This window comes from Nitrospira sp. SG-bin1, from assembly GCA_002083365.1.
Classification (GTDB): domain Bacteria; phylum Nitrospirota; class Nitrospiria; order Nitrospirales; family Nitrospiraceae; genus Nitrospira_D.
The window spans coordinates 53,660-65,873 of sequence record LVWS01000045.1 but is presented as its reverse complement, the minus strand read 5'-3'; the positions used below and the strand labels follow the sequence as shown (position 1 = coordinate 65,873).

Below are 12,214 nucleotides of genomic sequence, written 5' to 3'. Positions count from 1 at the left end.
GTCGCGCAATGGGAGAGTCCACACTGCTCTATATCCTGTTTGCCCCGTTTGCGGGGGCCTTGGCGTTGATTTTTATCTCCAATCGACAGCCATTGCTCGTGCGAAGCGTCGCCGCCAGTGCGGCGTTTGTGTCGCTGATCGCGTCGCTCTATCTCTTTTACGCATACGATCCGGTGAAGGGCGGATTCCAGTTTGTCCAAAAGTTCGAGTGGTCCAGGCAGCTCGGCATTTCATTATACCTCGGCGTCGATGGAATCGGGACCCCGCTCGTTTTGGCCTCGACGATCTTGCTGTTCGCCGGCATCTTCGTCTCGTGGCACATCAAGGACCGGACGAAGGAGTTTTACATCTGGCTGCTGATTTTGGCTGCCGCCACGATCGGCGTGTTCATGTCCCTCGACTTGTTCTTCCTCTATTTCTTCTACGAGATGTCCGTCATTCCGATGTATTTGTTGTTGGGCATGTGGGGCAGCCACACCAAGAAGTATTTGGAGATGACCGACCCCGAGGGGCTCAAACTGCGTGACTCGGTCGGTTTCATCCTGAATTTTGGATCGAACAGCAAAGAATATGCGGCGATGAAACTGGTGCTGTTTCTGTCCGCGTTCGCCGTCGTTGCGCTCATGGGCATTCTCCTGATCTATAAATATTCCGGCCTGAACACCTTCGATATTCTGGTGTTGCGTGAACAGGCGAATCTCATGAATATCCCGATGCTTGGCACAACGCTGGACAAGATCATCTGGGTATTGGTGTTCTTCGGTTTTGCCTCGATCGCTCCGCTATGGCCCCTGCACTCGTGGTCTCCGGTCGGCCATGCAGCCGCCCCTGCGGCCACGAGCATGCTTCATGCGGGGGTCTTGATGAAGCTGGGGCATTTTTCCATTATCCGGGTGGCCTTCGAAATTCTCCCTGAAACGACCAGGGAGCTGATGCCGATCGCGGCCGTTCTTTGCATGTTCAGCATCATTTACGGCGGCTTCGTAGCGTTTTACGCCAAAGACACAAAATACGTGATCGGCTATTCCAGTTCCAGTCACATGGGCTATGTATTTCTCGGTATGGCGGCGTTGAATTACATTAGCTTGAGCGGCGCCGTCATCTACATGTTCGCCCATGCGATGGCGACCGGCATGCTCTTCGCGATGGCTGGGTGGGTCTATGATCAGACCCATACGCGCGACATCCCCTCCTTGGGCGGTCTCTCGAACAAAATGCCATTCATTTCAGCATGTTTCATCGTCGCTTGTATGGCGTCGATCGGGATGCCGGGTACGGTGAATTTTATCGCGGAAATCATGATCATCGTCGGCAGTTGGAACAAGTACCCTCTGCAAGTCATTGTTGCGATGTTAGGTATCGTGCTGACTTTGGCGTACCTGTTCAAAATGATGCGCGGACTTTTTTACGGGCCGATGAATCAAAAGTACAGTCATGCGCATGATGCGATTTCTCCGGTCGATCGCCTGCCCTTATTGATCATGATTTCGATCAGCATCGGGTTTGGGATTTTTCCGATGCATTTGTACGAAGTGGTTCGTTCCGGGGTGGATCCGTTGGTTGCGAGGATTACGCAGGTGGTTCCTGTTGCCCAAACCGACGATGACGGGGTAGGAACGGGGCGGGAGGACATCATCCTTGAAACACCGGAGGGTGCTTCGATTGCCGCCAACAAGCTCCCACGCCTGCCTACGGATGTTTCAGGGAGGATGAGCGAATGACATTCTCGCTGAACCTCGCCTTCTCCGATCTTCTGCTCTTATTGCCGGAAATTGTTCTGACCTGCTGGCTTTGCGTGGTCCTCATCGTCGATTTCTCTCTTCCGCGCCTCCCCAAGGAGCGACTGGCCTATCTTAGTGTGGCCGGTCTGGCAGTCACACTCGGATGTTTGGGCTGGTTCGACCTCAATCATATTTCCGGCACCCTCTTCGGCAACATGTTCGTGCTGGATCGCATGGCGATCTTTTTCAAAATCTTTATCCTAGCCGCGACGATTCTCGTCATCCTCGCTTCGATCGAGTACGTCAATCGATTCACGCTATTCCGAGGGGAATATTACTGTCTCGTCGTCATGGCGGCACTCGGCATGATGTTCATGGCCTCCGCCAACGATCTATTGTCGGTCTTCGTCAGCCTGGAGTTTGCTACGCTTGGCTTCTATGTGCTGGTGTCGTATCTGCGTGATGATTTGGCTTCAAACGAAGGCGGGCTCAAGTTTTTTATCTTGGGCGTCTTTGCCGCGGGGTTACTGGCCTACGGGATTAGCCTCGTCTACGGAGAAACCGGCAAGCTAGTCTTTTCAGACATGACGACGGCCCAGGCGACACCCGGTTTAATCATCGGCTTTCTGCTGATCTTTGCTTCTCTGGGATTTAAAATCGGCGCCGTCCCATTTCACGCCTGGATTCCCGATACCTACCACGGAGCTCCGACTCCCATAACGACCTTTTTGTCGATCGCCCCAAAAGCGGCGGCCTTTGCGATCTTGCTCCGCATTTTCCTGGTGGCGTTGGGCACGTTCAAGCCGTTATGGGTGTCCTTATTGGTGGCGGTGTCGATCTTATCGATGACCTACGCCAATATCGTGGCCATTGCCCAACGCAACATCAAACGGTTGCTGGCCTATTCGGGCATTGCTCAAGTAGGGAATGTGTTGATCGGGCTTGCGGCAGGCACCAAAATGGGAAGCGATGCCATTCTGTTCTATCTTCTCGCCTATCTGTTCGCCAATATCGGAGCCTTCGCCGTCGTGATCGCGGTCAGCCAAGCCATTGGGCGAGACGAAATCGAAGACTACCGTGGTTTGAACAGACGGTCACCGTTTCTGGCGTTCTCGATGTTGCTGTTCCTCCTGTCCCTGGCCGGTGTGCCGCCGCTGGCCGGGTTTATCGGCAAACTCTACATCTTCGTCGCGGCCATCAAAGAGGGGCTCTATGTACTGATCGCCGTGGGACTGATCAACATCGTGATATCGATGTACTACTACCTCATCGTCGTCAAACAGATGTACATCAATGAGCCGCTGGACCCCTCTCCTATCGCGATTTCGGGAGCAATGAAGACCGTGATCTATATCGGTTTAGCCGGAACGTTGGTGATCGGCATATATCCGCAACCGTTCACGGACTGGGTAGTCAACGCGACGCTCATGTTTGCGAATTTTGTCGGTCCTTCGGCTGTTGCCGTTCCGTCCGGGCCCCCGCTTGGTAGTTAGTTTTCTGCTTCCCCCGTCCAAGAGTTCTGCTACAATCATCATGACTTTACGCGAGAACAGACTTCGTTGTATGGCTTCCGTACGATCACTGCGGTATCGTGATGCCAGTCGTCTTGATCGATGGAATCAGCCTCCAATCATGACTCACCAGCTCCTCTCCTAGCGGCTGAGAGGTCTGCATCGCCAGCAGCAGCTCCCGCAGGTTCATCAAGTGTCTGGCATGCTTCAGTGGCATGGTTTCAGAAGCTGACCATCGAGCAACGTGTTTTGGCCGGTTTCAGCCTGGTGTTCGTCGGGATCCTTATCGTCAGCGCGATATCCTATCAAAACATGAACATCCTGCTTACCAATCGTGGGTTGGATGGCCGTAGCCACGATCTCATTCAACTTCTGAATACGATCGATGCCGCGATGAGCGAAGCCGAGGATGCGCATCGACGCTACCTGGTGACGGGAGAAGAGTCGTACTTGGAGGCCCACAAGAGGGTCATGAAGCAAAGGCCGGCATTCGTGGGGTATCTCGAAAATTTGGTCCATGAGTCGGCCGAGCAACAGCAACGGGTCAGACTCCTCGATCGGATGATGGATCGGCAACTGAATGCCGAATCAAAAGCCATCGCCCAGTTCCAGGAGGGGGGCTTCCAAGCCGTGAAAAAAATGGCCTTCGAAGGAGCTGGAAAGCGCGAGCTCGGGGTCATTCATCACATCATTGGGGAAATGGATTGGCATGAGCGGCAAGCCGTCGCACGACGCATCGTGGAATCGGCCGCCGGGACTAGGAATACCATTATCCTCCTCGGCATCGGTGCATTGTTGCAACTGGTTCTCTTGGCATGGGTGTACTACCTCATTCGACACGACATCACGGAACGGCGACGTGTCGCCGGAGAGCTACAACGCCGAGGAGAGCTCCTGGAGGCGGCGAACAAGGAACTGGAAGCGTTCAGCTATTCGGTTTCTCACGACCTACGCGCGCCATTGCGTCACATCGACGGCTATGCCTCGCTCTTGCGGAAGTCGGTCGAGCAATCCCTGAACGACAAAGCTGCTCGGTATTTGCAGACGATTTCCGACTCCGCCAAACAAATGGGGCAGCTGATCGATGACTTACTGGTGTTTTCTCGCATGGGTCGACAAGAGATGCTTCACACAACCGTCCATCTGGATCAATTGATCAAAAATATCCTTTCCGATCTCCGCTTGGACTTGCAAGGACGGGCAATATCATGGACAATCGCGTCACTGCCTGAAGTACAGGGTGATCCGGCCATGCTCCGACAGGTATTTATGAATATAATCTCCAATGCCGTGAAATTTACGAGCACGAGGCCTATGGCCACGATTGAAATCGGCGTGGAACATCCCAGCTCTACAGAAGTCATCGTTTTCGTCCGTGATAATGGCGTAGGGTTCGATATGCAATACGCCCCTAAACTGTTCGGAGTGTTCCAGCGATTACATCGTTCCGACGAATTCGAAGGAACCGGTATTGGCTTGGCCAACGTTCGTCGGATCGTTCATCGCCACGGTGGACGGACCTGGGCGGAAGGTGCGCCGGACAAGGGCGCGACATTCTATATACTGCTCCCGGGAAGGAGGCTTGACGCATGACAGCAGCCAAACCGATCCTCCTCGCCGAGGATAACCCGCGGGACGCCGAACTGGCTTTGGCGGCGATGGAGGCTGAGCACATCTCCGACAAAGTCGTCTTGTGCCGTGACGGAGCCGAAGTGTTGGACTATTTGTATTGCCGCGGACAATTCAAGTCACGCTTGAGAGGAAACCCTGCCGTGGTGTTCCTTGATCTGAAGATGCCGAAAGTAAACGGACTTGAAGTCTTGCGGACGATCAAGGCGGACGTCAATCTTCGTCCCATTCCCGTCGTCATGCTGACCTCGTCGCGAGAAGAACGAGACCTTACCGAGAGCTATGCGCTGGGGGCGAATGCCTATGTCGTCAAGCCCGTGGAGTTTCATAAATTCTTGTCCGCCGTCAAGGAGTTGGGAACGTTCTGGGGACTCGTCAATGAACCTCCTCCTGAAAGCTGTCGTCCCACAAATTGACCCGCCATGCCATGACGACTCCGCTACGAGTAATGCATCTCGAAGCTAGCCTACAGGATGCCGATCACATAGAAGCGCTGTTGACGGATGAGGGTCTTCCTTGTGTGATACGACGTGTAGAGACGCGCCGTGCCTTTACGGCGGCCTTGAACGATGGCTCGGTGGACCTGGTCTTAGCCGAATTCGACCTTCCTCAGTTTGATGAAGGCGGCGCTCTGGAGCTGGCCCGCCAGTTGTCTCCGGACATACCGTTTATCTTTGTCACGGCTGGGCTTACGGAAACACAGTGCGTAGAGCAAGTGCGGCGCGGTGCGACGGATTGCATTTCTAAAGAAGGAATTGGTCGACTTGCCCCATCGGTGCGGCGGGTACTGGGAGAACAACAAGCACGGGCGGCACGGAGGCAGGCGGAGGAAGCGCTTCTGCAAAGTGAAATGCAACTTCGGCAACTTCAAAAGCTGGAAGCGGTCGGTCGTCTGGCGGGTGGGCTCGCACACGATTTCAATAACCTGTTAACGGTCATCATGGGCCATAGTCAGGTGCTGCTGAGTGAAATGGGTCCGGATCATCCGCTGAGAAGCAGGGTCGAAGAAATGCAGAAGGCTGGGGATCGAGCGAGGGTCCTGATACGCCAATTGCTCACGTTCAGCAGAAAACAGCCTTCCGGAGCGAAAGTTGTGAGCTTGAATGCCACTCTCAGTAACGTGGAAACCATGCTCCGAAGGCTGATCGGATCGGACATTCAGCTCACGCTAAAACTGAGCGTGGACGATCTTCGAATCAAAGCGGATCCTGCTCTGATCGAACAGATTGTCATGAATCTCGTCGTCAACGCCAGGGATGCGATGCCCAACGGCGGCAAGCTCACGATCGAAACCGCTTGGGCTGTGCTCACTCACACGCCCAGATACCATGCGCGTCCTGTTCCGCGAGGAGAGTACGTGAGGCTATCGGTGTCCGACACGGGTTGTGGAATGTCCTCGGAGGTACAAGAGCATATTTTCGCCCCCTTCTTTACGACCAAGGAGGAAGGAAAGGGAACAGGGCTTGGGCTATCGACTGTGTTCGGTATCGTCACCGAGGCCGCTGGAGCATTGGATGTGATCAGCGAGATAGGAGTCGGAACGCGGTTCGATGTGTACCTCCCGCACGTTGTCAGCGAGATTGAAGCAGCGACGGATGAGAACATAACGTTGCAACCAGTGGAGGGTCATGAAACCATTCTCCTTGTAGAAGATGATGAGGATGTCCGTACGCTGATTCGTGACGAACTTCGTAAGCTCGGATATCGCATCATCGAAGCAAGGAACGGGGTAGAAGCCTGTCTGGTGGCGACTCCTCATATCGGGAAGCTTAAACTGTTACTTACGGACATCGTGATGCCGGGGATGAGCGGGACTGAGCTGGCGAGGCATCTACGCGTGATTAAACCGGAATTGAAGCTTCTCTTTATTTCAGGATATGCGGATGATCTTGGTATCGGAAACGGCGACCCTGCCAGTGCCTATCTGCAAAAGCCGTTTACACCGGAAGCATTGGCAAGTTGTGTGCGCGAGCTCTTGAACATGAAACCGACAAATCGATCGAGAGTCCATCAACAACCGGAGGCCGTTGAACAGTCACGAGGAGCCAAGTGATCCTGAACCGTGTGCCGTCCTCACTTGTCTGCTCGCGGTGAATGATCGGGTATCGGCGGGGACCGGCATGAATAGAGACCGATGGTTCGAAGGAACCAGGCGGACCGTGCGCTTCCTCCTCCTATGCGGCATTCTCCTGCCCGACCTCTGTCCAGCCCAGGATATCTCCTGGGAGCGCCTTTCTGATGGTCTGACGGTCTCGGTGTGGAATCCAGGCGACGCTTGTCCTACCGTGCCGTCCTTACTGGTCATCGAAATGGATCCCGAACATACAAAGTTCACAGTTCATCATTACGCTCAAGAAGGACTTTCCACGCCTCCCAAAATCGATGAATGGCAGAAGCGGACCGGTCATCATGTGCTATTTAACGCCGGATTGTTCCGCGAGAACTTTGCGTATCTGGGTCTTCTGTACAAGGACGGACGTTCATTAGGAAGTCGACGTCACGCATCCTGGCAGGGGTTGTTTGTAGCCGAACCCATTGCCTCTGGGTTGAAGAAGGCGCGGATCCTCGATCTCAATGCGGAGAGTTTTGACGAAGAGCAACCTCACTATCGTGAAGCGGCACAGGCATTGATGCTTTTAGATCTGGCAGGCAAGATCCGCGTCCGCGAGAGCGGCAAACATGCCTATCAGACGATTGTCGCCGAAACTGTGGCCGGACACATTCTTCTCTTCAAGAGCCTCGGCGTCGTCCGTCTCTACGACATGGGTCAATGTTTCAAAGATGCGTTCCCTGCTGTGCGCCAAGCGATGGCAATGGACGGCGGGTCGTCCTCGGATGTCCGCATTTTGGAGGCGTTATGGGAAAAAGACATACGCAGACAAGAACATGCTTCCTGGAAGAGTCTGCTCGGCGGGAGCGGCACTCATATTCCATTGCCTACCGTGATCGGAGCCAGCCCAAGGTAATGAGCCGATCGTGGCGGAAAATTGCAGTTGCAGCGATCTGCCTGATGACGGAGGGCTGCGCTGACGGGGCGAAGATCGTTCAGCAACACGACAGGGGTGGGGTCGTCATTTATCCGTTTAAGGATGGACAAGGCCCTATGCTTTCAGCTTTCCGCAAGGACGCCATGGATCTCATGAAGGAGAAGTGCAGCGGCAGGTCCTACGACATTGTTCGTGAGGGAGAAACCAAGGGGCGGACTCGAGTCGTGAGTCCGCTTGATGGAGCGCAGGAAATGGTAGAGGAGCGCCGGTGGGGGATCCAGTTTGAGTGCAACTAAAATGAACCGAAGTGGAATGCCCAATCAATCTGAGTGATGTCTAAGACTTCTTCATCGTCGCCATGAGATCGTCGATGGTTAAGAGACTGATCAGTCGCACTTTTTCCCTTTCCACTCGTGCTCTCCCATCCTGTTCCTGGCGGTCCACGATCACTAATGCATGATCCACCAGAAGCCCGACCTCTCGTGCAACTCCCACAGCTTTCAGCAGCGACCCACCACTTGTCAGCACGTCGTCCACGATCAGCGCTCGATCGCCCGAGCGAATACTGCCTTCGATCAGTTTTCCCAATCCATGGTCTTTCACTTGTTTACGTACCACGAACGTCCGCCAGAGACGCTGATGGGAAGCGGCACAGGCAAAATCGGAAATGGTCACGGCAATCGGGATGGCTCCGAGTTCGAGGCCGCCCAGACAATCGAATTCAATGTCAGTGCAAGCGTCATAGGCCAGTCGGGCGACGAGACGACGTGCTTCCGGATGGGCCATGAGGGCACGGCAATCGACATAGAAAGGGCTGATCTCGCCGGATGCGAGCTTGAATCCCTTGTCACGATTCCATTTGAACGACTGCGTCTCGTGAAATGCTTGTGCCAGTTGCTCCTGAAGTGTGGCCATTCTTCCTCCATCAGGCAGTGACCGCTGCTGGCCTGCATTCTACACCGGGTGGCCAGCCTATGACATGTCTTTTCATGCCGAATGGATTAGGAAAACCGTCGGATTTGCTCAGCTAGTGTGTTCGCCACCAGCTCAAGATCGAATGGCCAGGCGTAACGGAGGGTGACATCTGGGTACTTCGGCCGCAGATGATCGAGAATTTCTGGAATCTCCACTTCCGAATGGGACCCGCCTGGTGTAAACATCGTTGTTGTCACGGTAATGTGCGTCGCTCCTTGCTTGATCAGCGATTCGACGGATGCCTCCAATGTCGGAGCACAAAATTCGTTGTACGCGACGGCAAAGAGGGCGCCGTCGAGTTGAGGCCTAAGGCGCGCCGCTACTGTTTCAAGACCGGCTTGGTAGGGATCCGTTTCGGCGGTTCTCGGCCATTGGCGGATCTTGGTATCAAGGTCGAGCTCCTCCGCGGATGGAGGAAGCTTTGCCGCACGCCGTTGTGCTTCCAATCGTTTTAACTTGGTGACGAGTTCCTGTGGGCATCCCTTCGGAATGCCGCCGTGACCGACCAAAATGACGCCTCGCTTCTCCGTCTTCATGAATCCTCCGAGACATAGTTGGGCCCGGAACTCTCTCCACGGGAGTTCCGGGCCGTCCTAACCCGCTTGCGGGTCGCTTTAGTAGACCGTCTTCGACCCCGGGCCCACCTGGCTGGGGAACGGATCCAGGATGCTCTTCGGCGCATTGTTCCAGATCACGTCCGCCAAGTTCGACATCCGGCTCACGATCTGCGCCGCCACGCCCCCGGCCGCCCCGAACAACCCGCACCAGCCCAACGTCACAAAGCCCCAGTGCAACGGGGCACTGAACAGCTCATCCACGAACCAGAACGCATGGCCCCACTCGTTGAGTCCGACATTCGGCAGAATGAACATCGGCCCCACTATCGCCGCGACTAAAGCGAACGAGGTCGCTTGGCTATACAGCGGCAACCGCGTCTGTGCATACAGATAGCTCGCCACCCCGCACGTGATGTACAGCGGGAACGTCCCGTAGAACGCCACGATGTGGCTCGCCGTGAAGCTCGTGTCCCGGATGATCACTTGATGCCACGCCGCATCCTGCTCCAGTGTGTAGCTGCCCGCGTAGTACACCCCCCAGATGTAACACACCAACCACCCCATCCAGTAAAAGTACCGCTTCAGCTCCAGCTTGTGGTCCAGGTTCGCCAGGTTCCGATCCCGCGTCACCCAGATCCACCCGATGGTCACGGCAAAGAAGACGGCATTGGCCAAGATGTTAAACCGCCACAGCCCCATCCACACCGAGTCAAATTCCGGGGTCATCGAATCCAACCCGTGCGAGTACCCGAACGCCCGCTGATACAGCACCCAAAATACCCCGATCCCTAACATCGCCAACCAGCCGATCTTCACCGGCTTCGAATCGTACCACTGCGAGATGTCATACCCCTTATCATGTGTTGTTGCTGTCTGAGGTGATGCCATGCTTAGACCCCCTTTTTCGGACAATGCTCCTTCCCTAACCCCTAGCCGCCGTGAACAATGCCTCCTTTCGTTGAAAGAGCGGCCAACCCGTCTAAGATCTAACAAAGCACCGCTTCGTGTGCCATAAGGCACTTGCCTAAAGGATGTAAGGAAATTCCACTGGATGGAACGGCAAGGAAAGCAGGGAAATGGAATCGGTTATTCGGATGAAGAAGTGAGGCCGTGGGCGAGGGCGTATTTGGTCAGTTCAGCCGTCGTATGGAGACCCAGCTGTTCCATCAGCTTCGACTTGTGATACTCGACCGTCTTGGGAGATAAACCAAGCGTTGAAGCGATTTCTTTGAGAGTCAGCCCCTCGGCCACGAGCTGTAAGATTTCTCGCTGTCGCACCGGCAAGCGCCCCTCGCCGTCAGTGTCCGGCTCAGTGTCGGAGATCGCTGATTGGACAAGATTTTTTGCAATCAATGAGGTGACGTAGTAGTTGCCCTTCATCACCGCATCAATGGCCTGTAACAGCTCAGACCCCGCCGACCGTTTCAGCAGGTAGGCGGATGCCCCAGCCTTGAAGGCTTGATTGACATAGTCCTGATCTGCATGGACAGTCACAAAAATCAAACGAGCCTGAGGGAGCATCTTTCGCAAACGACGGGCCGCATCAAGGCCGTTCAGTCTGGGCATCGAAATATCCAAGACTACGAGGTCCGGCCGCAATCGTTTCGCCGCATCCAGCAAAGACCGACCGTCCTCCGCGGAACCTACGATCTGACAATGTTCTTCCAGCAGCTTTTTGAACCCTTCCAGCACTAAAGCATGGTCGTCCGCCAAGAGTACGCGGGGCTTGCTCATGCACGCTCCTGTTTGAACGGCACCCAGGCACAGATACGTGTTCCCTGCCCCAGTGTCGACTGTATATCGAAGGACCCAGCAACCAAGGAGACGCGTTCCTTCATGCTCAACAAACCGAGGCTTCCTCGCCGGCCGCCGTCACGATTTACGTCGAATCCCACTCCATCGTCGCTCACCATAAGCTGAAGGCCGTTTTCCACTCGTCGAAGGTCGACGCGGACGTTCTTGGCCTTGGCATGACGAGAAATATTCGCCAAGCCTTCTTGTGCGACGCGGTACAAGCAGGTGACGAGGCTTTGCGCCAAGTGTTGTGGTATATCCTTTCCTATGAACTGGGCGTCGATACCGGTGCGGGTCTGAAAGTCGTCGACGAGGCGCCGAAGCGCGATGGATAAACCCAGATCATCAAGGACGGACGGGTGAAACTGATGGGCCAGGCGGCGAACATCTTCGGAGAGCTCGACGATACGGTTCTGAATCGTATGTATCGTTCGGACAGTACCGATAGGAGCGTCCGAGAGCTGCTGCTCCAACATTTCAATGTCGATGGACAAGAGCGCCAGGCGTTGATTGATGTCGTCATGCAGATCCCGAGAAATCCGCCGTCTCTCCTCCTCCTGAAGGCGAAGCAGCTGCGAGGCAAGCAGTCGAAGGTCCCGTCTGTTCGCTTCGAGCGATTCTTCGGTATCCATCCGTTTTGACACCTCGCTGACGAGTGCGTTCTTGACGGCCATAAGTTCTTCGCTACGGGCATGGAGGCGCGCAGCCCAGCCCTCGTCGAGCCGCTGAAGTTCCTCCTCGCGTTCACGGCGTTGTAAAAGGTACCAAATGGGCAGTCCGATCAGCGCCATGCCGAAGACCCGAGTGACTAAGGGTCTCCACACAGGTTCATCAGAAGCTTGAGGTGAAATGGTGGTAATATTTTCCGTTGTCACCGACGTGAGAGCTTTTTCAACTTCAAACGGCGTCGATAGTTGATGTGGAAACAGCGACAAGAATGATTTCGCCACTTCTGTGGGGAAATGGAAGATCAGCAATCCGACCATCAATACATGGATACTGCCGATAAGAACCCAGCTTCTAGCTCGCGATACAGGCAT

12 protein-coding genes are annotated in these 12,214 nt (G+C 54.9%); 7 read left to right on the top strand and 5 right to left on the bottom strand.

Annotated elements, in window-relative coordinates; all coding sequences use genetic code 11:
- The first annotated feature begins 8 nt into the window (after window positions 1–8).
- The 7 genes from A4E19_10140 (at window position 9) to A4E19_10110 (ending at window position 8,144) form a co-directional block, all read left to right on the top strand.
- Window positions 9–1,721 (top strand): hypothetical protein, encoded by a 1,713-nt coding sequence (locus A4E19_10140; GenBank protein ID OQW30267.1) that lies wholly within the window; start codon window positions 9–11, stop codon window positions 1,719–1,721.
- The gene (locus A4E19_10135) at window positions 1,718–3,214 is read left to right on the top strand and encodes a hypothetical protein (GenBank protein ID OQW30266.1); all 1,497 of its coding nucleotides are present in this window, start codon (window positions 1,718–1,720) and stop codon (window positions 3,212–3,214) included. The genes A4E19_10140 and A4E19_10135 overlap by 4 nt, the downstream gene beginning before the upstream one ends.
- A gap of 228 nt (window positions 3,215–3,442) precedes the next feature.
- The gene (locus A4E19_10130; protein OQW30265.1) at window positions 3,443–4,825 is read left to right on the top strand and encodes a hypothetical protein; all 1,383 of its coding nucleotides are present in this window, start codon (window positions 3,443–3,445) and stop codon (window positions 4,823–4,825) included.
- Complete coding sequence (locus A4E19_10125; protein ID OQW30264.1) at window positions 4,822–5,277, top strand: two-component system response regulator; 456 nt, start codon at window positions 4,822–4,824, stop codon at window positions 5,275–5,277. The genes A4E19_10130 and A4E19_10125 overlap by 4 nt, the downstream gene beginning before the upstream one ends.
- Window positions 5,278–5,309: 32 nt before the next feature.
- Window positions 5,310–6,914, top strand: coding sequence for a hypothetical protein (locus tag A4E19_10120; protein ID OQW30263.1), 1,605 nt, complete (start codon window positions 5,310–5,312; stop codon window positions 6,912–6,914).
- Window positions 6,915–6,981: 67 nt separating this feature from the next.
- On the top strand, window positions 6,982–7,827 hold the full coding sequence (locus tag A4E19_10115) for a hypothetical protein (protein ID OQW30262.1): 846 nt from the start codon (window positions 6,982–6,984) through the stop codon (window positions 7,825–7,827).
- Window positions 7,827–8,144, top strand: a complete 318-nt coding sequence (locus tag A4E19_10110; protein OQW30261.1) for a hypothetical protein — start codon at window positions 7,827–7,829, stop codon at window positions 8,142–8,144. Before A4E19_10115 ends, A4E19_10110 begins: the two co-directional genes overlap by 1 nt.
- A gap of 40 nt (window positions 8,145–8,184) precedes the next feature.
- On the opposite strand, the gene A4E19_10105 is transcribed toward A4E19_10110, so the two are convergent.
- From A4E19_10105 to A4E19_10085, 5 genes are all read right to left on the bottom strand, one after another.
- The gene (locus A4E19_10105; GenBank protein OQW30260.1) at window positions 8,185–8,763 is read right to left on the bottom strand and encodes a hypothetical protein; all 579 of its coding nucleotides are present in this window, start codon (window positions 8,761–8,763) and stop codon (window positions 8,185–8,187) included.
- 86 nt (window positions 8,764–8,849) lie between these two features.
- The gene (locus tag A4E19_10100) at window positions 8,850–9,359 is read right to left on the bottom strand and encodes a hypothetical protein (GenBank protein OQW30259.1); all 510 of its coding nucleotides are present in this window, start codon (window positions 9,357–9,359) and stop codon (window positions 8,850–8,852) included.
- 78 nt (window positions 9,360–9,437) lie between these two features.
- Window positions 9,438–10,268, bottom strand: a complete 831-nt coding sequence (locus A4E19_10095) for a methane monooxygenase/ammonia monooxygenase subunit C (GenBank protein OQW30258.1) — start codon at window positions 10,266–10,268, stop codon at window positions 9,438–9,440.
- A gap of 198 nt (window positions 10,269–10,466) precedes the next feature.
- Window positions 10,467–11,114: a DNA-binding response regulator gene (locus A4E19_10090; protein OQW30257.1), complete on the bottom strand. Its 648-nt coding sequence runs from the start codon at window positions 11,112–11,114 to the stop codon at window positions 10,467–10,469.
- Window positions 11,111–12,160, bottom strand: coding sequence for a hypothetical protein (locus A4E19_10085; protein ID OQW30256.1), 1,050 nt, complete (start codon window positions 12,158–12,160; stop codon window positions 11,111–11,113). The genes A4E19_10090 and A4E19_10085 overlap by 4 nt, the downstream gene beginning before the upstream one ends.
- Window positions 12,161–12,214: the final 54 nt, after the last annotated feature.

Bases quoted from the DNA above. Each gene is read 5' to 3' on its own strand.
- A4E19_10125 (OQW30264.1), top strand. From the start codon at position 4,822: ATGACAGCAGCCAAACCGATCCTCCTCGCCGAGGATAACCCGCGGGAC.
- A4E19_10140 (OQW30267.1), top strand. From the start codon at position 9: ATGGGAGAGTCCACACTGCTCTATATCCTGTTTGCCCCGTTTGCGGGG.
- A4E19_10095 (OQW30258.1), bottom strand. From the start codon at position 10,268: ATGGCATCACCTCAGACAGCAACAACACATGATAAGGGGTATGACATC.
- A4E19_10085 (OQW30256.1), bottom strand. From the start codon at position 12,160: ATGGTCGGATTGCTGATCTTCCATTTCCCCACAGAAGTGGCGAAATCA.
- A4E19_10105 (OQW30260.1), bottom strand. From the start codon at position 8,763: ATGGCCACACTTCAGGAGCAACTGGCACAAGCATTTCACGAGACGCAG.
- A4E19_10110 (OQW30261.1), top strand. From the start codon at position 7,827: ATGAGCCGATCGTGGCGGAAAATTGCAGTTGCAGCGATCTGCCTGATG.
- A4E19_10100 (OQW30259.1), bottom strand. From the start codon at position 9,359: ATGAAGACGGAGAAGCGAGGCGTCATTTTGGTCGGTCACGGCGGCATT.
- A4E19_10135 (OQW30266.1), top strand. From the start codon at position 1,718: ATGACATTCTCGCTGAACCTCGCCTTCTCCGATCTTCTGCTCTTATTG.
- A4E19_10120 (OQW30263.1), top strand. From the start codon at position 5,310: ATGCATCTCGAAGCTAGCCTACAGGATGCCGATCACATAGAAGCGCTG.
- A4E19_10115 (OQW30262.1), top strand. From the start codon at position 6,982: ATGAATAGAGACCGATGGTTCGAAGGAACCAGGCGGACCGTGCGCTTC.
- A4E19_10090 (OQW30257.1), bottom strand. From the start codon at position 11,114: ATGAGCAAGCCCCGCGTACTCTTGGCGGACGACCATGCTTTAGTGCTG.